General features: G+C 42.9%; 22 protein-coding genes and 1 tRNA gene. 8 read left to right on the top strand and 15 right to left on the bottom strand.

Features of this window, described 5'->3' with window-relative positions:
- Window positions 1-508: 508 nt before the first annotated feature.
- The gene (locus B5G11_RS06655; RefSeq protein WP_087166707.1) at window positions 509-3829 is read right to left on the bottom strand and encodes a hypothetical protein; all 3321 of its coding nucleotides are present in this window, start codon (window positions 3827-3829) and stop codon (window positions 509-511) included.
- A 189-nt stretch (window positions 3830-4018) separates the two neighbouring features.
- On the opposite strand from B5G11_RS06655, the gene B5G11_RS06650 reads away from it, so the two are divergent.
- Window positions 4019-4303: a hypothetical protein gene (locus B5G11_RS06650; protein ID WP_087166706.1), complete on the top strand. Its 285-nt coding sequence runs from the start codon at window positions 4019-4021 to the stop codon at window positions 4301-4303.
- A gap of 83 nt (window positions 4304-4386) precedes the next feature.
- Here the strand turns inward: B5G11_RS06650 and B5G11_RS06645 are convergent, their stop codons facing one another.
- The 4 genes from B5G11_RS06645 to pcrA form a co-directional block, all read right to left on the bottom strand.
- Window positions 4387-5448, bottom strand: a complete 1062-nt coding sequence (locus tag B5G11_RS06645; protein ID WP_087166705.1) for a DUF2971 domain-containing protein — start codon at window positions 5446-5448, stop codon at window positions 4387-4389.
- 508 nt (window positions 5449-5956) lie between these two features.
- A complete protein-coding gene (gene rlmD, locus B5G11_RS06640) occupies window positions 5957-7360 on the bottom strand; it encodes a 23S rRNA (uracil(1939)-C(5))-methyltransferase RlmD (RefSeq protein ID WP_343215476.1) in 1404 nt (467 codons plus the stop codon).
- Between the two features lie 55 nt (window positions 7361-7415).
- Window positions 7416-7664 carry a DUF4366 domain-containing protein gene (locus B5G11_RS06635; RefSeq protein WP_087168437.1) on the bottom strand — a complete coding sequence of 83 codons (249 nt, stop codon included), beginning with the start codon at window positions 7662-7664 and terminating at the stop codon, window positions 7416-7418.
- 240 nt (window positions 7665-7904) lie between these two features.
- The gene (gene pcrA, locus B5G11_RS06630; protein WP_087252592.1) at window positions 7905-10145 is read right to left on the bottom strand and encodes a DNA helicase PcrA; all 2241 of its coding nucleotides are present in this window, start codon (window positions 10143-10145) and stop codon (window positions 7905-7907) included.
- A gap of 173 nt (window positions 10146-10318) precedes the next feature.
- On the opposite strand from pcrA, the gene B5G11_RS06625 reads away from it, so the two are divergent.
- A complete protein-coding gene (locus B5G11_RS06625) occupies window positions 10319-10915 on the top strand; it encodes a DUF1836 domain-containing protein (protein ID WP_087252591.1) in 597 nt (198 codons plus the stop codon).
- Window positions 10916-10961: 46 nt separating this feature from the next.
- Here B5G11_RS06625 and B5G11_RS06620 read toward each other — a convergent pair whose 3' ends face one another.
- Together B5G11_RS06620 and B5G11_RS06615 are read right to left on the bottom strand one after the other, a co-directional pair.
- Window positions 10962-11255 carry a YerC/YecD family TrpR-related protein gene (locus tag B5G11_RS06620; RefSeq protein ID WP_087168440.1) on the bottom strand — a complete coding sequence of 98 codons (294 nt, stop codon included), beginning with the start codon at window positions 11253-11255 and terminating at the stop codon, window positions 10962-10964.
- An 87-nt stretch (window positions 11256-11342) separates the two neighbouring features.
- Window positions 11343-12059, bottom strand: a complete 717-nt coding sequence (locus B5G11_RS06615) for a phosphatase (protein WP_087168441.1) — start codon at window positions 12057-12059, stop codon at window positions 11343-11345.
- 123 nt (window positions 12060-12182) lie between these two features.
- Here B5G11_RS06615 and B5G11_RS06610 point away from each other — a divergent pair, with 123 nt between their 5' ends.
- Window positions 12183-12383: a hypothetical protein gene (locus B5G11_RS06610; RefSeq protein ID WP_087168442.1), complete on the top strand. Its 201-nt coding sequence runs from the start codon at window positions 12183-12185 to the stop codon at window positions 12381-12383.
- A 48-nt stretch (window positions 12384-12431) separates the two neighbouring features.
- On the opposite strand, the gene B5G11_RS06605 is transcribed toward B5G11_RS06610, so the two are convergent.
- Both B5G11_RS06605 and B5G11_RS06600 read right to left on the bottom strand, forming a co-directional pair.
- Complete coding sequence (locus tag B5G11_RS06605) at window positions 12432-13361, bottom strand: DUF1848 domain-containing protein (protein WP_087252633.1); 930 nt, start codon at window positions 13359-13361, stop codon at window positions 12432-12434.
- Window positions 13362-13405: 44 nt separating this feature from the next.
- On the bottom strand, window positions 13406-14086 hold the full coding sequence (locus B5G11_RS06600) for a hypothetical protein (protein WP_087252590.1): 681 nt from the start codon (window positions 14084-14086) through the stop codon (window positions 13406-13408).
- A 151-nt stretch (window positions 14087-14237) separates the two neighbouring features.
- On the opposite strand from B5G11_RS06600, the gene B5G11_RS06595 reads away from it, so the two are divergent.
- Complete coding sequence (locus tag B5G11_RS06595) at window positions 14238-15440, top strand: diguanylate cyclase (RefSeq protein WP_087252589.1); 1203 nt, start codon at window positions 14238-14240, stop codon at window positions 15438-15440.
- Between the two features lie 48 nt (window positions 15441-15488).
- Here the strand turns inward: B5G11_RS06595 and B5G11_RS06590 are convergent, their stop codons facing one another.
- Together B5G11_RS06590 and B5G11_RS06585 are read right to left on the bottom strand one after the other, a co-directional pair.
- Window positions 15489-16913 (bottom strand): GH25 family lysozyme, encoded by a 1425-nt coding sequence (locus tag B5G11_RS06590; protein WP_087252588.1) that lies wholly within the window; start codon window positions 16911-16913, stop codon window positions 15489-15491.
- A 3-nt stretch (window positions 16914-16916) separates the two neighbouring features.
- On the bottom strand, window positions 16917-17210 hold the full coding sequence (locus tag B5G11_RS06585; RefSeq protein ID WP_087252587.1) for a phage holin family protein: 294 nt from the start codon (window positions 17208-17210) through the stop codon (window positions 16917-16919).
- Window positions 17211-17496: 286 nt separating this feature from the next.
- On the opposite strand from B5G11_RS06585, the gene B5G11_RS06580 reads away from it, so the two are divergent.
- The 3 genes from B5G11_RS06580 (at window position 17497) to B5G11_RS06570 (ending at window position 18774) form a co-directional block, all read left to right on the top strand.
- On the top strand, window positions 17497-17754 hold the full coding sequence (locus B5G11_RS06580; RefSeq protein WP_087168447.1) for an HPr family phosphocarrier protein: 258 nt from the start codon (window positions 17497-17499) through the stop codon (window positions 17752-17754).
- Window positions 17755-17861: 107 nt separating this feature from the next.
- Window positions 17862-17932, top strand: a tRNA-Gly gene (locus B5G11_RS06575).
- Between the two features lie 200 nt (window positions 17933-18132).
- Window positions 18133-18774 carry a formate/nitrite transporter family protein gene (locus B5G11_RS06570; RefSeq protein ID WP_087252586.1) on the top strand — a complete coding sequence of 214 codons (642 nt, stop codon included), beginning with the start codon at window positions 18133-18135 and terminating at the stop codon, window positions 18772-18774.
- Between the two features lie 195 nt (window positions 18775-18969).
- On the opposite strand, the gene B5G11_RS06565 is transcribed toward B5G11_RS06570, so the two are convergent.
- Entirely contained in the window at window positions 18970-19998 is a 1029-nt protein-coding gene (locus B5G11_RS06565; RefSeq protein WP_087252585.1) for an ABC transporter substrate-binding protein, read from the bottom strand.
- Window positions 19999-20232: 234 nt separating this feature from the next.
- On the opposite strand from B5G11_RS06565, the gene B5G11_RS06560 reads away from it, so the two are divergent.
- A complete protein-coding gene (locus B5G11_RS06560; RefSeq protein WP_087168450.1) occupies window positions 20233-20433 on the top strand; it encodes a cold shock domain-containing protein in 201 nt (66 codons plus the stop codon).
- 118 nt (window positions 20434-20551) lie between these two features.
- Here B5G11_RS06560 and B5G11_RS06555 read toward each other — a convergent pair whose 3' ends face one another.
- The 3 genes from B5G11_RS06555 to B5G11_RS06545 are packed head-to-tail and all read right to left on the bottom strand — an operon-like array spanning window position 20552 to window position 22752.
- Entirely contained in the window at window positions 20552-20986 is a 435-nt protein-coding gene (locus B5G11_RS06555; RefSeq protein WP_087168451.1) for an amino acid-binding protein, read from the bottom strand.
- Window positions 20987-20997: 11 nt separating this feature from the next.
- Window positions 20998-22323 (bottom strand): phenylacetate--CoA ligase, encoded by a 1326-nt coding sequence (locus B5G11_RS06550; RefSeq protein WP_087168452.1) that lies wholly within the window; start codon window positions 22321-22323, stop codon window positions 20998-21000.
- 12 nt (window positions 22324-22335) lie between these two features.
- Window positions 22336-22752, bottom strand: a complete 417-nt coding sequence (locus B5G11_RS06545; RefSeq protein ID WP_087168453.1) for an ACT domain-containing protein — start codon at window positions 22750-22752, stop codon at window positions 22336-22338.
- Window positions 22753-22756: the final 4 nt, after the last annotated feature.

The following is a 22756-nucleotide window of genomic DNA, read 5'->3' as shown; positions in this document are numbered from 1 at the left end:
TTCTTCGCTTTCTTGTTAGCATTTATGCTTGTTCGCTTTTATGATAACACAAGTATACAAAAAATACCGGGAGTTGTCAATCACCAATATCAAAATGTTTCAGCTTTTAATGCCAAGGATGATATGGTGATTGACTCCCAGATGTCTGAGATGTGCGGTTATTCTTTGAAAGATGCTGTTCTGCAGCTTCCCTGGTAGGGAAGATCCGGCTTTTACGTAACTGGATACTGCCATTGTTGTCAAACCGAACAATATAAAAATCTGAGTTCTTACGAACTATGGTTACTTCTCGAAGAATTCGATTACTTTCAATGATGAAGGCTTTGGATCCTATTTCATATTCCATATAATCATTGTGCCTCCTGAGCAAAATTAAACTCAAGGGAAAGTGTCTGTTTAATCTCTTCTCATTTCGAATTAACGATTCCTACTGTAGCGATGATTATATTATACGAACACACGTTCTGTTTGTCAATGGGATGTTTACTTTATTAAATCTTTAGTATCGTTACTTTAGAGATTCAAGATAGAGCATATCTATTTCGTCACGTATATTTTCAATCATTTCATCATTATTATAATTAATATGGGCCTTTTCGCTTAATTCTGCTATTCTCAAATGAACTTTGTTCATCCCATCGAACTCGACAATTTTAACCGGGATCCTAATCTTAAAAGTTCTTTTATCTGATGTGGCCATTATGAAATTTTCGACCAAATGAGAATTGAGAATTCCACAAATATAGTAGGCCTCTTTTTCGGATATAAATTCACCATCGGATCGTTCGCAAATAGAAACACAATGATTCTGAAATGCTGGTGTTTTCATTCCGCCCCAAGCGGTGTCAACCTGACCTATAACTGCAGATACCCACTTGGTATTATCTCTAAAAACTACATACCACGGCGCATGCGAATAAATGCCTGTTCTGGCTAGTGCATAGTATTCTGCATGTTTATTTCCAATAATTGAATCACTGTATCCTGTCTGCATTTCAAGATATTCCCTATTTTCCTTATAATACTGATAAAGAAGGGGAGAAGACTTACTTAACTCACTTCTATTAAATGGGATCTTGCTATGTTCCTTGTCATATGGAAAAGCGACTATAAACTCTGAAGGTTCAACATGAAATCTTTTGATGCCGACTCCTTTAACCAGTGGACGCAAATATTTGGTTTCAATTTCTGGAGTTCTAACTCCAATAGAATACTTGGATCTTTTGTTTTTATACGTTTCTAATGAAACTGTTTGCTTTTCATGATTAACGTTCTTGAGAATAAAAAGTTGTAATTCTTGTGGGTAATACTCAACACCTTCTCTTCCAATATATGAAGTAGTTCCTGATATTTTCTGAATACTTTTTAGCACTGATATATTATCCGCAACTGTCAAGGCTGTGCGGGTTTCCGTGGTTCTTCCAATAACCTTTTCGTTTATTGTGAAATAATCATTAAAAGTGTCTTGTGAAATTTTATCTGAAATCTTCTCAAGTTTTATCCCTTTATTTAAAACGATTTCTCTATACGGTATCCCTTTAAAATAATCCTGTTTTGTATCGGATATTATATAAGTACAAAAAAGCTGCTGTACAGGATAAAAAGGATGTCCCGACATTGACCAGTCAACAATTTCCTGGAAATATAACCGTCTATCCCCTTCTATATACAAATTTCTATACCCCTCATAGCTCTGCTGGAATAGAAGATTCTGAGGCATCAAAACAGCCATAACACCATGCTCTGCCAACCAATTCTCAGCCGTAATATTCGACAACAATGCACAAACATTTAAATTAATTCCGCCGGTGCGTCTGTCACCAGAAAACAGTTTTCTTGAAACACATGCGTTTTTGATTTTTTCTCTATGAACAGACGGCAGACTTTTCCAATCGACCCAAGGAGGATTTCCTACAATCATATCGTACTTACCTAAAGCGCATAACAAATAATAGTCTGTTATAGTACTCACCATAGAGTCACTTAACATGCCTCGTCTTTTTAATCTAATCCAATCTTCTTTTATTTCTTCGGTTTCATCTTCCGTGCAAATTTTATCTAGCTGTCTAATCAAACTATCATCGTTCTCGTCATCTGAAATATCTGCCATAAAACGAATTGTATTAATAAATTCTTCTTTATTATTGACAGAATGGGTGGGAACTCTTAAGGTTACAGTATTTCCCTCAGCATCAAGCAATTTGTCAACATAGTATTTTTTATCTTCGGTTAGTTTGTCACTATTGGAAACTGTAGAATCCCCAATAAAAACAGGAATATATATTTTTTGTTCATGAGATATGAGATCTGCAATGGTGATAAAATAATTAATACGCGCTAAAATTACCGCCAGAACGTTAGCATCTATTGATGCTACCTCTGTTAATATATGTTCAAGCTGTTTACCTTTTTCCAGATTACAATACTCTTTTCGTTTCATAGATATTACCTTGTGGGGGAATGTACCTGACCCTGCTGCAGAATCCAGCACTCTTACTCCATTTATTCCCTTTAGCGGTGAATATCTAATTGCTTCATTGATCACATTCTCTGCGAGCCACGAAGGAGTGTAATATTCTCCTAGCGAATGCCTTACGCTAGTAGGCATAATTGCCATATATAAATCTCTAAAAAGATCATCGGTTCTGCTGGTCAAATCAGGCATGTTTTCATACTTGAGCAAAACAGATATCACATCATTGATAGTATGATAAATTTGTTCTGTCCATTGTTCCTCTAAGAATACCCATGTAAAACAATTCAGTTCCAACAAATTATATATATGAATTTCTGAAGAAACCGCTCCATTTGCAATACGATTAAGTTCTGTTCGCAAAAATCTTGGCTCAAGATTATATAACTTGCGTAAAGAATACTCTTTCCTATTATTTTTTATAACTGAAACTACCTTGTATGCAATAAGCATACCTATGATTGCCGTAGCTGTGTGTAAAGAAAATAAAATTCTATACTCCTCGTTTGAACCAATTTCTTTTTTCCCGACAATAGATGCTAAGTCCTTTCGTCTCTCTTCAATTGCCTGTTGCTGTGAAGCATCGTCATGAGACAGGCCAAAGTTGTCAAGCCATGAAGAATATGATATAGTAGTTTCCATACACATACTATCTAAAGAAGTATTAATTGCCTTTGTCATAGAATAAATCAGGTTAGTTCCTCTATGCTGTGCTATGACAAGATCATTAATTAAATTTTTTGCATCCAAAGATTTAACAGAAAGTTTAATAATATTTTTAATCAGCCTGCTTAATGCTTTCCCGTCAAATCTTTCTACCGTTTCACTATGAAATGTATTATCAATCCATTCAATAAATTGATACTGGAAACCGTCTGTAACCATAGCAGCATACTCACCAGGTTCTTCCTGATTCAATGCCTGAAGATATTTAATCGCCTGCTTTTCTGCTTTTTCCATATCTGCAATTGTCAAATACTTTGAGTGCTTTTTATATTCGATGATAAAATTATTGTACTTACTATCAATCCTACCATTTTTGCTCACAGCATGAAACTTTGTGTCATCATCATCAAAAGCAGTTAATTTTACACTTCTTTCGCGATAAGGCGTATATCCATCATATCCCGCAGGAATGAGAATAAGATCGGAAATATTAACCAATTGATGATCCATTTCAAAAGCAATCGTACTTTCAGATTCTGCTTGCAGAGCGATTGTATTGATTCTGTCACTCATTACCTCTGTTAATTGATCCCAGGTATCCCCTCTAATAACAGACTCAAGTTCCTCTGATTCCAGCTGCTTCTGAATATCTTTGATCAAATTATTGATTCTAATAGCATATTCTTCCATATATAAGCCTCCAAACATAATTTCTCATTGCCCACTAAAAATAATACTAAAAATTGATGCCCTTGTCAATCGGATCTCTGTACTGCCCACATCTTTTTTGAATATTTTTAATGCCCCTGGTCATCTAAAATACTTGCTATTTATAAAAATCAGAGCTAACATGAACTGACAAAAAAGGAGGATTGCTCAATGAAAAAACTTATAGTTTCTAAAGCTGTTAAAGAAAAAATACCACAAGATTTAATAAAGGAAATATACCGTCTCATTGTCGCTTTGCCAACTACAGAGATTGTACATCAATTTATTCTATTTTCTGACAGTAAAGGTACTACTCTTACTCATACTGTACCTCTTAGCAATTTCAACTATTCACTTTACTTTTCTAAAAAATTTAATTTAAACAATTCTTTTTCTATTATTGCCTATGAGAAAAGCGATAAAATAATGATAGCATTAACCTATGAAATAAAATAAAATATAAACTATCTGGTTTTAAATATATGAGTTTGACATTTCTTTTTACACACTTCTGAAAGCAGACAATTAAATGAACATATTTATAGAGGTTTATAATCTAATTCATATGCATGTGAATAATCTTTCACAATCATCTGATATTTTGCAATTCCTTTCATATCAGCAATATGTATAAGTAGTTTTCGATAAATATCAGGAATCTGACATCCCAAATAAATTGCAACCGGCGGCTTAATAATTGGATAACGATTTTTTTGTTCTATAGCTTGATTAGGTGTTGAACATATTATTCTCCACTCATTCTCATATTTCCAATCATTTGACTTGTTTAATGCAGCTTTCGTAAATAGGAACTCATCTTCGTAACTTCCTTCTGGCAGAATTCCTATGCATTCTTTCATGTATTGTTCCACACGCCATTGGCCGTAGCTTGTTGCGTCAAAACGTTTATCAGAATAGATTATCGGATATATAGTAGCTAACTTAATATTTCCGCATGATCGATTGGGACAATTAGAGCATTGCGAAATATCGTTATCTCTAAAATCATATCCTATTGCAAATCCTTTGTGATTGTCTGCATAATGTGCCCACATTAATGGGGACTTTATACTTTCAGAAAGACAAGCCATTTTTATGTGACCTCGTATTTCTTCTCTAATTGCGGAAAAACTTGTCTCCAAAAACGCATCAAGTCCAGGAAGAATTTGTTGTACTTTATCCAAAAATGTCCGCTCATCCAAAGCATCAAGTCCATTTCTTATAAATGTACGCATATTTGAGTCTGCAAACTTCAAATTCTCTAGAGGTTCCTGATACTGTTTTATATATTTAAATAAAGTTGCAGCATTTTCAGGGGCAAATACTTTTTTTGCATGTTCTAGTATTGTTGGTTTATCAAGGAATAAGAGACTATCGTGTAAATCATTAAATAGCGAAGCATTCGCTAACCATATCTCATCTTTCTCAAACGCATCCAAACTATATTCTGTACATGATCTAAATTTATAAAGCTGGTTAGGTATATTATTTTGAATGAATTGAATCATTGGCTGCATTTTTTGATTAAATTCTTCTGGCAAAGTATTCCTGTTAACTTTTATATTTTCTACAATTTTTTCAAACTCGTCTCTATAATTCACTATAACCCTCCCAAATATTTACCACTTCTGTTACCCGGACTTCTTTGATTCCTATAGCTCTAATTGCCTCAAAATCCAATGCAATTTTCCAATCGTCCATGCTGATTTCTTCTGCATTTATAGATTAACACACCACAGAACATAATGCGCATAAAATTTCTAAATGCTTCTGCCAGATTGTTTTATACTTTTCGGTAAAAGTAAACATTTTCGCATAAGCCCGTTATCCAACCATTTTTCTTACCCCTCTTCACTCTTCGGAAACTGATATACATTCTGTAAAACAAAGAAACACACCACATTTACAAATATTCATTCTGAAAATCTCTAAGCATACCTTTATTCCGGCTAAAATATCCACCTTTAGAATAGCAAAAATGGGATGCTTATTCACACCCCATATTCGCTGTTTTCTCTTATTTCCAGGCATTTTGCCCTTACTTCTGCCAAAAGATATGTTTCCGCAAACAGCTATATCTTGTGGTATTTATTTCGTTTTCCATTGCATTTATACAATATCTCGTGTGAGCAGTACTACCGTCTCAACATGCACCGTCCCCGGAAATAAATCCACGCAGCTTACCCGTTCCGGCACATATCCTTTTCCTGTCAGCAGTTCCAGATCTCTCGCCAGACTGGTCGGTTTGCAGGAGATATAAACGATCCTCTCTGCCCCAAATCCAATGATCTTTTCCAGTGCTTTCGGATGTACTCCGTCACGTGGAGGATCAAGGATAATCAGATCCGGCACTTCCTGCAGCTCATCAACTACTTTCAGCACATCACCGGCCCAGAAGCTGCAGTTATCCAGTTCATTCAATGCCGCATTTTCTCTCGCTGCCTCAACCGCTTCCTCGATGATCTCGACGCCGACCACTTTTTTTGCTACCGGTGCCGCGATCTGGGCGATGGTGCCTGTTCCGCTGTACAGGTCAAAGACAACTTTATCCTTCGTATCTCCGATATATTCCCGTGCTGTCTCGTACAGTACCTCGGCCCCCAGAGAATTGGTCTGGAAGAAGGAGAATGGTGTAATCTTGAATTTCAGTCCCAGAAGTTCCTCATAAAAATAGTTCTGTCCATACAGAATTTCTGTTCCTTCATCTTTTACCGCATCAGCCAGGCTGTCGTTTCTCGTATGCAGAATTCCCGCAAAAGTTCCTTTCAGCGGTAATGCCAGCAGTGCTTCTTTCCACCCTCTCAGCAGAGCTTCTTCCCCTGTATAAGCGGATGTTGTAATCAGGTCCGCCAGAATTTCTCCTGTTTTTACCGCCTTTCTTACAAGCAGGTGGCGGAGATATCCGTCATGGCGCATCCGGTGATAGAACGGCACCTTCTGCTGTTCAAAATACTCTCTGGTACATTCCAGAATCATCCGGAAATCCTCATCCACGATCCGGCACCCGGAAACGGTCACAATATCGTGAAAGCTTCCCCGCTTATGCATGCCAAGTGACAGCGGGCCGTCCTTATATTCATCGCCGAATGTAAATTCCATCTTATTCCGGTACGCTTCCCGCACCGGGCTTTCCTTGATTCCTTCAAATACTCCTTCCGGAATCCGGTCTTTCAAAAGTTCCCGTACCTGGGATTCTTTGAGTTCCAGCTGCTTTTCGTACGGAAGGCTCTGGTAGGAGCATCCTCCGCACTGTCCGAAATGTGGGCACGGCGACGGGATCTCGTCTTTCGATGTCTCAAGGACTTCCAGAAGCCGTCCTTCGGCTTTCCCTTTTCTCACTTTATTAACTGCCACTTTTACTTTCTGTTCCGGAATCACATGCTTCACGATGATATCCTGCTCTTCGCCTTCCACTTTCACAATTCCTTTATTTGGAAATTTGACGCAGCAGACAGTTCCTTCATATATGGTTCCTTTTTTCATGGTTCTTCTCTCTCCTGTATTGATTCTCAAAAAAATAAGGCAGGAAGTTGATTTCCTACCCTATCTTCTCTTGCTTTTCCAAGTTTTACTCTACTTCATCTTCGTCATCGAAGAAGTCGTCGTCAAAATCGTCATCGAAATCTTCTTCAAAATCTTCCAGATAATCTGGTGTAAAGAATGAGTATACTGCGTAAGCAATCGCTGCTACCGCTGCTACGGCTCCAATAATCGCCAGTACCCAAACAATCACCTTTTTCGTATTATCTTCATCTTTTTTCTGTAATAATTCGCTTAATTTGGAAGCTGCCATAATCTCTTCAAACTTTCCGCTCATGCTCCCTCTCCTTTCCGATGTTGCCATCTCAACGCTTATTCTTTTTGGTAATTATACCACTATCATAGACAGAATGCCATCCTTTTATGTGAACTTTTCCTGATTTTGTCATTTTAAAGGGTGCTGTTCACACCATACTCAGAAGCACGACGAGTGCGCATGCGGACGGCGGTTTGGGGTGAACCGTACTTTTAAAATTACAATTCCCCATGCTCTTTTGTCCGTCTGTCTGATCTGCGCCTACTCAACCTTCTTGAGTCTCGCAAATGCCGCAAACATTTTTTTCACTCCGACCGTATCGAACTCGACCGTTACTTCGTAGTCCCGGCCGCCTTCTGTGATCGCTGTCACCAGTCCTTCACCGAACTTCATATGACGGACACGGTCTCCCACGTCATAACCCGGTCCTTCTCCGGAAGCCACCTTAAACTGTTGCACCGGCTTTTTGATACCGAATGCCTGAGAATGAAAAGCTGCTTTTGCCTTGGCGTAGGTCTGGTTTCTTGCAATCTCCATCTGCGGTTTTTCTTTGTGCAGCTCTTTGTGCCCGCCCAGAAGTTCTTCCGGAATCTCCCGTAAAAACCGGGAAGATTTGTTGTACTGGGTCTCGCCCCGTACCATCCTTCTCCTTGCACAGGTCAGCGTCAGCTCTTTCATGGCTCTTGTAATACCGACGTAGCAAAGGCGTCTCTCCTCTTCCAGTTCCATCGGATCATCTGCTGTGATGGTCATATAACTTGGGAAGAGCCCGTCCTCCATTCCCGCCAGAAAGACATACGGGAATTCCAGTCCTTTCGCGCTGTGTAAAGTCATCAAAACGACATAATCGCTCTCCTCGTCCAGATTGTCAATATCGGCCACCAGCGCTACTTCCTCCAGGAATCCGGACAGCGTCGGCTGTTCTCCGGTCTGCTCACAGCTTTCCTCGTAGGAAGCCACCTTGCTTTTTAATTCTTCCACGTTTTCAATCCGGCTTTCGGCGTCTTCCATATCGATCTCTTCGAGATAGCTTTCATAATCCAGCGTCTCGATAATATCATTTAACAGGGCAAGCGGTGTCATCCGGCCTGATTCCTCTTTGAAATGCTCGATCAAGGCGGTAAAAGATTCCAGACGGGAAACGGCGCGTCCGATATTCGGAATCAGGTCCGCTGCCCGAAGCGCCTCATAAAATCCGATTTCTTTCTGGATAGCATATTCCTGCACCCGGTTGATGGAAGTCAGTCCGATTCCCCGTTTTGGCACATTGATAATTCTGCGTACTGCCAGATCGTCCCGCCCGTTTTCGATGGTACGGAGATAGGCAAGCAGATCCTTGATCTCCCGTCTTGCATAGAAGTTGACGCCTCCGATCACTTTATATGGAATGTTGGTGGATACAAAGCGCTCTTCAAACATACGAGACTGTGCGTTAGTTCGGTACAGAACGGCACATTCATTATAGGAAGCGCCCTCTTCCTTGACTTTCTTCTGAATGGCTCCCGCAATATAGTCCGCCTCGTCGTAGGCATTGTCAAACTGACGGCAGACCAGCTTCTCCCCTTCCGGATTCTCGGTCCAGAGTGTCTTGTCCTTCCGGCCGTGATTGTTGCGGATCACGGCATTGGCCGCATTCAGGATGGTGGAGGTGGAACGGTAATTCTGCTCCAGCTTGATTACCACCGCATCCGGAAATTCCTCTTCAAAGTTCAGGATATTCTTGATATTGGCTCCCCGGAATTTGTAGATGGACTGATCGTCATCCCCTACCACACACAGATTCCGGTATTTGGATGACAGGATCTGGATCAGGCGGAACTGCACCGTGTTCGTATCCTGATACTCGTCCACCATAATATAGCGAAACCGGTTCTGATAATACTCCAGCACATCCGGCTGTGTCTGGAACAGCTGAACCGCCTTCACAAGCAGGTCATCAAAGTCCAGTGCATTGTTGGCACGGAGCTGCTTTTCGTATTCCGCATAAACTTCGGTAATCTTTTTTCTGGAAAAATCACCCTCTGCTTCAAGACGGTATTCTTCAGGGCTGATCATCTCATTCTTTGCGGAAGAAATCGCGGATAAAAGTGCCCGTTCTTTGTACATCTTCGTATCGATCTGGAGATAGCGGCATACTTCCTTCATCAGCGACTTCTGATCGTCCGTATCGTAAATCGTAAAGTTCGTATCATATCCGAGCCGATCAATAAATCGTCTCAAAATCCGCACACAGGCAGAATGAAACGTGCTGACCCAGATACTCTCGGATCCGAATCCGACCAGCTGATCCACGCGTTCCCGCATTTCGCCCGCTGCTTTATTGGTAAATGTAATGGCGAGAATATTCCACGGGTTCACCCCTTTTTCTTCAATCAGATAGGCAATGCGGTGCGTCAGCACCCTCGTCTTTCCCGATCCGGCTCCCGCCAGAATCAGAACCGGTCCTTCTGTCTGATAGACCGCTTCTTTCTGCATATCATTCAATGAATCATAAATACTCATTTTCTATGTACTCCCATCTCTGTTCGTAGTTTTATCAGTATACCATACATCTGTTCGATATTTCAAGGTATTGGAAGATTCTTCTGGCCCAACCTTTCACAAAAAACTTGCCATCTAGTTTTTAAAACTATATAATGTATATATGAAGTTTTTACACGAGGGGTTTTGACGTTATGACGATTGACACAAATGATTTATTAAACAGTATTTTAGACAGCCTTTCCAGAATCGATTATATCCATCCGGGTGAAATCCCGAATATTGATTTATACATGGATCAGGTTACGACATTTATGGAGACACAGCTAAGTTCCACGAAGCGCTACGAGCAGGACAAGATTCTTACGAAGACGATGATTAACAATTATGCCAAGAATCATCTTCTTCCACCTCCGGTAAAGAAGAAATATTCCAAAGAGCACCTTCTTGTTCTGATTTTTATCTACTATTTTAAAAATCTGCTTTCGATCCACGATATCGAGCTGCTTTTGAAGCCTCTGACCGAGAAGTATTTCCAGACATCAGAAGATTTTGATCTGTCTGCGGTGTACAAAGAGGTCTGCCAGCTGGAAAAGAGCCGGATCACTTCAGTTCAGGAGGATATCAAAAATCTCTGGGAGGAATCTTCCCGGACTTATCAGGATGCACCGAAGGAGGATCAGGAATATCTGCAGCTGTTTGCATTTATCTGCTCGCTGAGCTTTGATGTCTACATCAAAAAGACAATTATCGAAAAACTGATTGATTCTTTCTCCGATGAGAAAAAATAAAAAGAACAAGACGCTGAGGGCCGTGAGGCTTTCAGCGTCTTTATGATTACTCTTTGTTTTCAATTCTGTCAAATACCATATCGTACCCGTCATTGCCGTAGTTCAAAGAACGGTTTACACGGCTGATCGTCGCGGTTGATGCTCCGGTCTTCTCTGCAATCTCCAGATACGTCTTCTGCTCACGCAGCATTTTTGCCACCTCAAATCTCTGAGATAAAGACAAGAGCTCATTGATCGTACAGATGTCTTCAAAGAAAATATAACACTCTTCCTTATTTTTCAGGCTGAGAATCCCTTCAAACAGATTGTCCACAGCCTCTGTCTTAATTTTCCTACTCATATCTACCCTCCATATCTTGTTCGTCGGGCAATGTTTCTGCCGAGTACTATTTTAGCACACTAAACTCATAAAGTCTAGCAGTTGTTATCATTTCCGTTTGATAAGACTGTAAAATTTTTCATAAGACGTTGTGGCAATCAGTTCTTCCGGGAAATCGGTCTCCTGAAGAATTTTTTCGATACAGCTAAACTCTCCGGCGTCTGCGTCGATATGTGCGTCACTGCCTGTTGTGATATAAACGCCCTCTTTTTTGCAGAGTTCCAGAATTTCCTTTGCGTTGACCTCAGTATTCACACGGAATCCGCCCGGACGCAGGGAGGAATTATTCATCTCGAGAAGCGTATTGGTCTCCTTCGCTCCTCTGACAAGTTTTTCGTAATCGATCGGAAACCGGCCGTCGTCCGGATGACCAATAATATGAATATACGGATTTTTCATCACGTTGAGATAGGCCTGTGTATTCAGCTCCCTGGAACGGCTTTCTCCATAGCACGGTCCATGGATACTCGCAATGGCAAGATCCATCGACTTCAAAACACCTGCCGGAAGATCTACTGTACCGTACTCGTCCATGATATTCAGTTCCACACCCATCAGAATGTGAAGCCCGTCCACTTCTCTTGGTACGACTGTATAATTCTGGAAATAAAATTCATGGCACGCTCCAGGCATCTCCGGTGCATGCTCCGTCAAGGCAAGCGCCTCCAGTCCCCTGTTTTTTGCGGCCTGAATCATCTCCATTCTCGTACTGTAGGCATGCCCGCTTACCACAGTATGAGAATGTGAATCTACTAAGATTTTCAAAAAGATCCCTTCTTTCTTTATATCTTTTCTACTTTACTGCTTTAGTTTAACATATTTTTCCATTAAGAACAATGATACATACTTCTTTCATTTCCGTCCATACTTTTGATTGAGGTGATCCAAATGAAGAAAGATTCAACTGTAAAGAAAGCCCGGAAGAATCCAGATTCTTATGATTATCTGGCCAATTCTGCTTCTGCCAACGACTGTACCGGCCTGATTCCATCCGCACCGCAGTCTGAAGCAGAACTTCAGTCTTATGAAGAAGTCTACGCCTATACTGCTCCAAAAATCAAATCCCAAAAAGGCTCTGATCAATCCTGAAAAAGGGATGCCCGCCTGCGGCAAGTTTCCGCAGACGGGCATCTTCTTTTAAAACAACGTCATCTGTCCTGTACAGTATTTCTCCTGCTTTGCGATCCTTACCTCATCCTCCGGCCGGAGATGTCCGGTCAGTAACGGGGAGGTTGGATCGTGTTCTCTCATCTTCTTTTGTACAAGATCCTTGTTCTCATTTGCGTAGCAGTAAATGCAGCCGTTCCCGCATGTATTGTATTCTCCGATGTCACTTCCAAGAACACAGCTGCATCCCTCTCTCGGAGTCTTTTTCCCGCCCGGAATCTGCATTTCCATGCCGACCGCATGTTCCAGAATCTCCTTTGTCATACAGCCTGAAATATCGATGCCGTACGGTGCAAGTTCTGTACCTTCACAACAGGAACGTACCCGGATCTGATACTTCCCTGCAATCTGTGCAAACTCTTTTCCGATACAGAGCCGTTCCTCTTTGCGAACCGGCCGGACTCCCGGAAAATTCCGCTTCGTTTTTGCATACAGATCAATAAAACTGATCACACACTGATCGGTATATCCGCTTAAGTATGCACACATCGTTTCATACGCCTCCATATGAAAGGACAGGCTGTACCGGTCCGACAGAAAAATCGGATCATAACGCCAGCTGACAGCCCGTTTTCCAACCTTTTCGGAAAGCACGCGGAAGGATTCCAGTACCTTTCTCTTGTCCGGTACCTGCGGTTCGATCTCTTTTCCGTAGGGTGTGATCGTCACAAACCAGAACTGCGGAAATACCGAAATCTCATCGAGTCTTCCAAGCATCGGTCCCGGATTCTTGGTACAAAAGGCAAGACAATCCACCACATCCGGCGTCAGACGGTACCGTGTGACCTGCTGCGGATAGTAAGGATTTCTCACAAGCACATATTTTTCCCGGATCCTCCGGAAAAACCAGTCGCTGTAACAGGCAGGAATATCTGTCCGCATCCCGGTATTGATTATCACAGCTCCCACTCCTTTCCTCCAGGGCTTTCCTTTGAAACGCCTGATCAGGACAGGGTAAATGCTTCTTCCGCGCCTGTCGTATCGATCAGTGCCGTCATGAGCGCATCCACGTCTTCGCCAGGGATCTCCCATACATTTTCTGTCTCACTTTCCTGCACATGTACGGTAATGGTCGTCTTGTCACCGTACTGTGGATTTTCAAGAGCGGTATTGAGACATTCGTAGAGCATCTCTCCCGCTGCCTCCGTCATCTCCTCATCGGTAGGCGCCGCCTGATTATTCAGAATATTGTTCTGCACCTGGGACAGATAATCCTGCAGTTTCTGCTGGAGCAGCTCTTCTATTCCTCCAAACATAATGATCGGTTCTACTTCCACGCCGACTTCAAAGCTTCCGTCATCCTGCTCTTTTGCTTCCTGCACGGTATATTTTGTCTTTTGCATCAGGTTTGGAATATAGCTCCGGTACTTTTCCGTCAGCTCGTCCGAAAATCCAAGGGAATCAAATTCCTGCATGTAGGAATCGATCGCTGCCTCGTACTGTTTTTTCGCTTCTTCTTCGCTGGACTCGGAAATTGCCTCGTATGCCTTTGTTTCTCCCCTTGTCACCATATCCAGAACGGCCTGTGTATATCCTGTCGCATCAAACGGCTGCTGGCATCCTGTCAGCAACATAAGTGACGCTGTCAGAATAAAAACAACTGTTTTCTTTACATACTGTTTCATCTTTTTCTCCTTTCAGTTTTTTTCAGTATAACATACTTTAAAAAAACTGTCATCCGGGCAGTCCGGATTCAACAGCTTTGCTTCCCCTTTTATAAAAAACCGGACTGATGGGAATACTGTCACCAGAAAGGAAATTCTTCGGGAGGTACTTATGTCAAAAACTTCTTTAGACCGCCGGGTTGTAACTATAATGAATCACATTCACGCAGGCGTACTGTATTGTAAAAACGACCGGTACTCTACCATATTGTACGCAAATGATTATTTTTATCAGATGATCGGTTATGAGAAGGATGAATTTGCCATTTTATTCAGCAACCGTTTTGCCGATCTGGTGGTGGATGATGTGGCCCCGATTCTGATATCGGTCAAGGAACATATCGCTCTTGGGAAAGATCTGGACTTCGAATACCGGATGCATAATAAAAAAGGGGAAATCTTCTGGATTCACGACACCGCAAAATACGATCCGGAAAATGACAGCTGGTATGTCACGATCATGGATATTACTGAAATGAAAAGTTTGAAATATGAACGAGAGCGGCTGGAATTCTATCTTAATAACATGCCGAACAAAATTGTCATCTGCAATCTGGATACTACCATTATCTATAAAAACAGACAGGCAGCTCAGTGCAGTTATTTCAATTCTGAGGCCACTTCCCTGTATCAGCTGGAAAGAGGGCATGTTCTTGTGAAAAGCCTAGATGAGATCCTGTGCCGTGCGTCTGACGGAGAAACGCAGGAATATGAAACACGATACCGGAAAAATGGTGTATTTATCGGTCATGACAAAAACCGTCTGATCCCGATTCGCAATTCAGAAGGGAAAATCATGAATTATATGCAGGTCAGCGAAGACCTGCTGGCGAAAAGCGACGGACTGACACGTTTTCCTACCAGATCCATGTTTGAATACTATTTTTACTGTTTTACCGGTTCCAGACCTGATACTCCTGTTCATCTGATGATCATAGACGTCGACGAATTCAAAGGGATCAATGATACTTACGGTCACCGGACCGGAGATGAAATCATACGTATGACCGCGCGTAAACTCACTTCCATGCTTGGATCGGAAGATTACATCTGCCGCTTTGGCGGAGATGAATTTCTGATTCTGTTTGTTGACCAGGCGCTGGAAAATATCATAAAAAAAGCGCGGTATGTTCTGAATACCGCGCTTTCTCCGGACAGCATAGGGGGAACTACCATCCGGATCACCTACAGTGCCGGAATCGCTTCACGCGGCTCCGGAGACGATTATGAAAGTCTGCTCCTGAAAGCCGACCGCGCTCTCTATCGCACAAAGGCAAATGGTAAAAATAATATTCATATCTTCAACGGATCCTGAATGTCACATCCGCCTCATTTTTCTCCGGAGAATGTCCTCCGGAGATTTTTATATTTTCCTCATTTCGACTGCTTCCATTCTGAGAGACCGTCCGACTGTGCCAAGAGTGGACACGCCATCCGCCCGGGTCCACTGAGTCCATCCGGTTCCCTGAATATGTGCTCTCCACTCGAAATTTCCTTTCAGCCGCAGACATTCCAGACGTTTCTTTTCCCCGGCCGTTCCGATCAAGATATTCTGATTCACTGTCCCGTAGTCGATCCATCCTTCGTCCTGAATATGGGCCTGTGCCTCGATATTGCCGCAGTGCTGGCTTTTAATCCGCAGGGCTTCAAGCCGGAGGGCGGATCCGGTCGTTCCAGCAGTCATGCCGTCCGCCATCCAGACGGTATCTCCGCTTCCCTGCACATGTGCCAGATAGGCAATATCCGCAACTTGGATTTCCACTGCCTCGATCTGCAGCGACTTCCCTTTTTCACCGGCCCACTGTCCGTTGACACACCACCTGCTCCATCCGAGATTTTTCTGGTGCACACGGTACAAATATACTGTATCCCCGGATTCAATTTTCAGTGCTTCGAGCCGTTTTTCCTGCCCGGTTGTTCCGATAATTGTAGATTCTGTAATATTTTTGTACAGTTTGTCACCGATATCCCGGATATGTACGGTCACATCCATATGCTTCACTGGAGAAATCCGCAGTGCCTCCACTCTCCTGCTCTGTCCGGTACTGCCGGCCATTGCTCCGTCACACTGCCAGTTTGCCCATCCGATACCACGAAGATGACCCTGGTAGGACACTTCTCCTTTCCGGTCCTTCCTCTCCTGAAAAACGCCCGCATGGTCAAGGACTGTTCCATCCTGATCTTCTGCTGTCTGCTCTCCTGTACAAAACCACGCCTCCGTCCTGCTTCCCGTCAGCCGGTTCAGATCGCATTGCGGGGTAATTCCAGGACAGTGCCCGATACTCGTATACTGATGAAGATCTACTCCACTGTGGCAGGGATAGCCGGAATTATAAGTCCCGTTATTCAGGCCATACCGTGATTCCCACCATGCGCAGCCGGACGGGCGTGACCGGATAATCTCCTGATATCTGCTGTAATCCGCATAACCGGTGTACAGCATGAACTTCTTTCCGCTTCCGGCAAGATAATCCATTGCTCTCTTTACGTCGGTGGCCGCATTTCCCTCTTCCGCATCAAGCGCGTATCCGACAAAATATTTACCGGCTCTGGCCTTGCAAACCTCTGTCAGAAAGACTGCCTGAGCCGGTTCATTCCCGTTCCGGAGATAGGCATACAGCCAGTATGGAATCTCATTGTTCTCACAGCCTCTGATAAAATCATCCAGCGTAGGATCTGTGTAATCCGTCCCTTCCGTCGCCTTTGAGATCAAGAATGGACAGTTTCTCTTTACAAGCCTCCAGTCTTTAACCGGCCTGTACCGGGAAATGTCTGCATAATATGCCATAGCCTATTCCTCCTTTTGCAACTGTTTCAAAATCTGATTGACGTAAGTACTTGCTCCTGCAGCAAGAACTCCCTGAACAATGGCCGTGAATATCGCAAGTGCCGCTTCCCGTCCTGAGCCCACTGGTCCGTTTGCAAATACCCAGATGCCGCAGAGCAAAATACCGGCGGTTCCAAGAATCACCGGAATCCATTTGTCTTTCACTACAGTCGTTTTCTTTAGGCCGATGCCTACAATATACAATACAACTGCGACTACAATCAGTTCCGGTTTGATATACTCCGTAATCAGTTCCATATTTTTCCATCCTTTCTTTTTTTCCGGGAGGCTATTCCCCTCTTCACTCTAATTTATGTGAAAATTTCTATTTCGGAACATGGAATTTTCTCATTTTTCCTTCCATATTTCCTAAAAAAAGCAGTGCTTTTGTCCCCGAATTATTGCCTTTAGCACACTTTTGTGTTAGCATAAATACAGGTACTGACAGTATGTACAAAAACTGAACGGAAGTACCCTTCCAGGGCAGTGCATACGATGCGGCAGCACTTGGACGGAAGTAGATAAAGAAAAGGAGAAACAGACAATGAAAGAATTTACTTATGTAATCACTGATCCAGAAGGAATCCATGCAAGACCGGCAGGACTGCTTGTAAAAGCTGCAGCAGGATTTAAAAGCGACATCAAGATTGAAAAGGATGGCAAAGCTGCAAACGCAAAAACAATCTTCGGTGTAATGGGACTTGGCGTTAAGAAAGACATGGAAGTAAAAGTGACAGCTGAAGGTGAAGACGAAGATCAGGCAGTTGAAACACTTCAGAAATTCTTCAGTGAAAATTTATAGATTCCGGTACACAGTAAAATAGCGGAATATGCAGAGGGAAAGGAATCCGGAAAACCGGAAGTCTTTCCCTTGCATTTTCTCCGGGAAGTGATATACTGTATTTATCTGCAGATATGGTTCATCGGTAGAACGCTAGCTTCCCAAGCTGGAAAGGCGGGTTCGACTCCCGTTATCTGCTGTCAGGAGCCCTTGGTTTGACCGGGTTTTCGATACCGGGGCTTTCAAAAAGGGAATCCAAATGGTAATCAGAATATGCGTGTGCATGTTCTGGTTATTTTTTTATTCGATAAAAAGCTTGCTTTTTGTCGGAAATATGGGTACAATTTCTCCGGTACATAGTATCTTTACGACAAGATTAAGAAGTGATGAGGAGTTAATATGAAAGAAAAGTGGATCAGCAGTATTATTGCAGGGGCATACATTGCCATGGGCGCCATGGTGTATTTAAGTATACCGGACAAGATCATCGCAAGTTTCTTTTTCTCAACAGGTATTTTACTTGTGTTGAATCTTCACAACCGGTTATTTACAAGGGTCTGCCCTCTTGCGGCCTATGATCGTTCTTACCGGTTCAGCGATATGGCGATTGCCTGGATCGGAAACGGGATCGGTACACTGATTGTTGCCGTACTCATTCATTTTACAAGATTTGAGGCTGGAATTCTTGAGCGTGTGAAAGAAATCGTAACACCGAAGATCGGAGATTCCCCGGTCAGCCTGATTCTTCTTGGTATCTTCTGCGGCCTGTTTGTAGCGTTCGCGGTTTTCGTCGGAGGAATCCGGCAGAAACAGGGATCTTTCGCCCAGATTTTTTATGTATGGCTGTTTATCACCGCCTTCGTTTTCTGCGGATTTGAACATATAGTAGCGGATATGTATTATCTGTCCGTATATGCTTTCAATTTCCCGATCGCCCCGGATCAGATCCTGAAAGTGCTTTTCTGTGTGACGATAGGGAATATCATCGGCGGTGCCGCTGTCGGATACTCCATCCGACGTCTGGACACATCTGCAAAATAAAAAGACAGGAAAGAGTTTCGTATGTACGTGCTCTTTCCTGTTTTTTGCATTTTAATAGCCAGTACAGGGAATGTACTGGCTGAGGGAAAAAGTTATGAAAAAGTTTATTCACAAAGTATTACTTACTTTGTAGTTTCATAATACATGTCAATTGTGAAGAAAGTGTGTTCAAAATATCAAAAAAGTATTAAAAATTTATTTCGCAGCCTTTTTTGCGAATTCCGTTGTGACAAGATCTTCGTACGGAGTCCTGGAATCCAGTTCGCCGGCATCCTCCAGAATGTCCTGTAATAATTCAAAGCTGTCCTGATTGAATATCAGATCTTCTTTCCATGTCTTCTGCTCATAATACCGTGAAACGATCGTTGTGATTGTTTCCAGATCATTTTCTTTAAACTGTGGCTGGATGACTTTTGCTATTTCCTCCGGTGTGTGTGTATTTACATAATCCATCCCTTTTTGAAGGGCATCCGTAAAACTCTGGATCAGGTCCGGATGCTCCTCCAGATAGCTCTTTTTCGCTGAGAATGCCGTATAAGGCACATAACCGCTCTCTTTGCCAAGCGAGGCAACAACGTAGCCTTTTCCGGCAGCTTCCAGTGTGGTGGCCCCCGGTTCAAATTCTACCGTAAAGTCTCCCTGTCCACCGGAAAAAGCGGCTGCTGTGGAACCAAAATCAATGTTTTGATTGATCATTACATCTTTTTCCGGATCGATATCGTTTTGTTTCAGGATATATTCAAAGACCATCTCCGGCATTCCTCCTTTTCTGCCACCAAGGACCGTCTTCCCTTTCAGATCTTCCCATGAAAAATCTTCAATCGGTTCTCTCGATACGAGGAAGTTTCCTGCTCTTTGTGTCAGTTGGGCAAAATTGACAACATAGTCTTTGGCACCTTCATTATACGTGTAAATGGAAGATTCCGATCCCATAAATCCGATGTCCGCCTGACCAGAGAGCACTGCCGTCATGGTTTTGTCTGCTCCAAATCCGGTGACAAGTTCCAGGTCGATCCCTTCGTCCTTAAAATAATCTTCCTCGATAGCCACATACATCGGGGCATAAAAAATGGAATGGGCAACTTCATTCAAAGTTACTTTTGTAAGTCTGGTTTCCTCCTTTTTGTCCGATTCTGATGAACCGGTCTCTTCTTTTGCACATCCGGCAAGTACAGATGCTGCGAGAGCAGCAACAAGAAGTGCGGACAAAAGCTTCTTTTTCATAATAACCTCCACAAAACTGTTTCATACCATCAGATTATGCACTCCCACGAAAGGTGTGAAGGCCGCTTCTCATTCCGTATTTATCAGAATTTTATTGAAATTCGGACAATTCTTCTTTTACGCTCTATATTTCTCGACAAATCATTGACTTTTCACGCAAAAAGTGCTATGCTCTAGTAACATCGTATATTCGATGTATGGCTTATTGTTTTTATTTTTTATGGAGGTAGCACTATGAACAAGGGTACCGTAAAATGGTTCAACAACCAGAAGGGATATGGATTTATCTGTGATGAATCCGGAAACGATGTATTTGTACACTATACCGGACTGAATATGGATGGATTCAAGACTCTGGAAGAAGGACAGTCTGTTGAATTCGAAGTAACAGAAGGAGAAAAAGGTCCTCAGGCTGTCAATGTGACCAGGTTATAATCGAAATTGTATGCATCTTTTATTTATATAAATTCGTTTTTCAATTTAGATATTTAAAAGCCATAGAATCTGGATTACAAAAAAGGCTGTCGATGACAGCCTTTTTTGATACGTTTCTTTATAAATTTGCTTTATAAGCCTCATCTGCTTTCCAGACACCGAATCCACTTTGCTTCAATATGTCTGCCGCTCTTTCCGGCTCATCTGTCTTTAGGACTGCGGAAGCATCTTTACCGTTCGCGAATGCGTACATATATTCTACGTTAATTCCGCCTTCCACAAGCTGATGCATCGCTTTGCTCAAAGACCCGGTTGCATGCGGAACTCTCAGGGCAATAACCGGTGTGAGCATTGCCGTGATTCCAATCTTCTTCAACTCTTCTTTCCCCTTTTCCGGGTCTGAGACAATCATTCTTAACATCCCGTACTCTGTTGTATCTGCAAGGCTGAGGGCGACAATATTGACGCCGTTCGTTCCAAGCGCATGCAGAACTTCATCGAGTCTTCCTTCTCTGTTTTCCAGAAATACCGATAACTGCTGAATTGTACTCATGCTTTTCCCTCCTATACAAGATTCCGGTTGTCAATTACACGTTTTGCTTTTCCTTCACTTCTCTCGATCGTCTTTGGCTCTACCAGTTTGACTCTGACAGAAACGCCAAGCGCCTGCTTTAAGACATCACCGATCTTATGGCGGAGTGCATCCAGTTTCCGGATTTCATCCGAGAAAAATTTCTCATCCACTTCTACCATGACCGTAAGTACATCCATATTGTCCTCTCTGTCGATAATCAGCAGATAATGCGGAATGACTTCTCCAATTCCAAAGAGTGCTGTTTCCACCTGAGTCGGAAATACATTGACGCCGCGGATGACTTTCATATCATCTGTACGTCCTTTGAACTTGGAAATTCTCGGTGTTGTACGTCCGCATTTGCATGTCTCATGGCAGATGCTTGTAAGGTCTTTCGTCCGGTAACGGATTAACGGTACGGCTTCCTTGTCCAGCGTGGTAAATACCAGCTCTCCGGTCTCTCCGTCTTTCAACGGCGCATGTGTGGCCGGGTCGAGTACTTCCGGATAGAAGAAGTCAGAATTCACATGGAGTCCTTCATGGTGGATGCAGTCCATCGCAACACCCGGTCCGCTGATCTCACAGAGCCCGTAAATATCAAAGCAGTTGATCTTCAGAATCTCCTCGATCTTGTGCCGCATCTCCACAGTCCAAGGTTCTGCTCCGCATACTGCCGCCTTGATTTTCATCTTTTCAACGACACCTGCTTCCTGCATGGCTTCTGCAAGATGCATCGCATAGGACGGTGTACAGGCAAACGCCGTGGCGCCAAAATCTTCCATACACATCAACTGGCGTTTCGTATTTCCGGCTGACATCGGGATTGCCATGGCTCCAAGCTTCTGCGCTCCAAAATCCAGTCCCATTCCTCCGGTAAACAGTCCATATCCATAGCAGACATGAATCCGGTCCTGCGCTGTCAGTCCGGCCATCGTAAGGCAGCGCGCCACACACTCGCCCCAGATGTCCACGTCTTTCTGCGTATAGGCCATGACCGTCAGTTTTCCGGTCGTGCCGGACGTTCCCTGAACTCTTACGATCTTTTCATTCGGCACTGCCTGAAATCCGAACGGATAGTTGTCACGCAGGTCCTCCTTTGTCGTAAACGGAAGTTTCGTGATATCTTCGATTCCTTTGATATCTCCCGGTTCTACACCGAGTTCTTTCATCTTTTCCGTATAAAAAGGAACGACCCCGTACACTCTTTTTACAAGATTTTTCAGTTTTTCCCCCTGAAGTACCATCCGTTCATCTTCGCTCATACATTCTGCTTGCGGATCACGGATCTGTTCCTTCCATGTTTTGTCTGTTATCATGCTCTTTTCCTCCTATAACTCCTCATCCGAGACAAGCTTTACTCCTGCCTTCGCAAGAATCTTTTCCGCACGTTCCATGTCATCTGTCGAAAATACCATCACCGGTGCGTTATTATCACGGATCACGAACGAATAGATATAATTCAGATTGATCTGTCCGTCAGCCAGAATGGACAGCATTCTGTTTAAGTTTCCTTTTTCATCTTTTAATTCTACTCCGACCACGTCATAGATCCGTACCACAAATCCCAGTCTGGTCAGCGTCTCTTTCGCCCGTTCCGGCTGGTCCACCACCATCCTCAGGATTCCGAACTCCGGAGTATCAAACGAAGCAACCGCACGGATATTGATCTCCGCCTCCATCAGCTTTGAGGTTACTTCCATCAGACTTCCCGGTCTGTTTTCCACAAATACCGATACCTGTTTCATTTCG

The organism is Drancourtella sp. An57, assembly GCF_002161525.1.
Taxonomy (GTDB): domain Bacteria; phylum Bacillota; class Clostridia; order Lachnospirales; family Lachnospiraceae; genus Sellimonas; species Sellimonas catena.
The sequence above is the reverse complement of the archived record's forward strand: the minus strand, read 5'-3'. Positions and strand labels throughout refer to the sequence as shown.

Excerpts from the sequence above, each read along its gene's own strand:
- B5G11_RS06610 (WP_087168442.1), top strand. The coding sequence starts at position 12,183 with ATGAAGAAAGATTCAACTGTAAAGAAAGCCCGGAAGAATCCAGATTCT.
- B5G11_RS06550 (WP_087168452.1), bottom strand. The coding sequence starts at position 22,323 with ATGATAACAGACAAAACATGGAAGGAACAGATCCGTGATCCGCAAGCA.
- B5G11_RS06635 (WP_087168437.1), bottom strand. The coding sequence starts at position 7,664 with ATGAGCGGAAAGTTTGAAGAGATTATGGCAGCTTCCAAATTAAGCGAA.
- B5G11_RS06650 (WP_087166706.1), top strand. The coding sequence starts at position 4,019 with ATGAAAAAACTTATAGTTTCTAAAGCTGTTAAAGAAAAAATACCACAA.
- B5G11_RS06595 (WP_087252589.1), top strand. The coding sequence starts at position 14,238 with ATGTCAAAAACTTCTTTAGACCGCCGGGTTGTAACTATAATGAATCAC.
- B5G11_RS06585 (WP_087252587.1), bottom strand. The coding sequence starts at position 17,210 with ATGGAACTGATTACGGAGTATATCAAACCGGAACTGATTGTAGTCGCA.
- B5G11_RS06600 (WP_087252590.1), bottom strand. The coding sequence starts at position 14,086 with ATGAAACAGTATGTAAAGAAAACAGTTGTTTTTATTCTGACAGCGTCA.
- pcrA (WP_087252592.1), bottom strand. The coding sequence starts at position 10,145 with ATGAGTATTTATGATTCATTGAATGATATGCAGAAAGAAGCGGTCTAT.
- B5G11_RS06560 (WP_087168450.1), top strand. The coding sequence starts at position 20,233 with ATGAACAAGGGTACCGTAAAATGGTTCAACAACCAGAAGGGATATGGA.
- B5G11_RS06555 (WP_087168451.1), bottom strand. The coding sequence starts at position 20,986 with ATGAGTACAATTCAGCAGTTATCGGTATTTCTGGAAAACAGAGAAGGA.
- B5G11_RS06620 (WP_087168440.1), bottom strand. The coding sequence starts at position 11,255 with ATGAGTAGGAAAATTAAGACAGAGGCTGTGGACAATCTGTTTGAAGGG.
- B5G11_RS06590 (WP_087252588.1), bottom strand. The coding sequence starts at position 16,913 with ATGGCATATTATGCAGACATTTCCCGGTACAGGCCGGTTAAAGACTGG.
- B5G11_RS06545 (WP_087168453.1), bottom strand. The coding sequence starts at position 22,752 with ATGAAACAGGTATCGGTATTTGTGGAAAACAGACCGGGAAGTCTGATG.
- B5G11_RS06580 (WP_087168447.1), top strand. The coding sequence starts at position 17,497 with ATGAAAGAATTTACTTATGTAATCACTGATCCAGAAGGAATCCATGCA.
- B5G11_RS06565 (WP_087252585.1), bottom strand. The coding sequence starts at position 19,998 with ATGAAAAAGAAGCTTTTGTCCGCACTTCTTGTTGCTGCTCTCGCAGCA.
- B5G11_RS06570 (WP_087252586.1), top strand. The coding sequence starts at position 18,133 with ATGAAAGAAAAGTGGATCAGCAGTATTATTGCAGGGGCATACATTGCC.
- B5G11_RS06625 (WP_087252591.1), top strand. The coding sequence starts at position 10,319 with ATGACGATTGACACAAATGATTTATTAAACAGTATTTTAGACAGCCTT.
- B5G11_RS06655 (WP_087166707.1), bottom strand. The coding sequence starts at position 3,829 with ATGGAAGAATATGCTATTAGAATCAATAATTTGATCAAAGATATTCAG.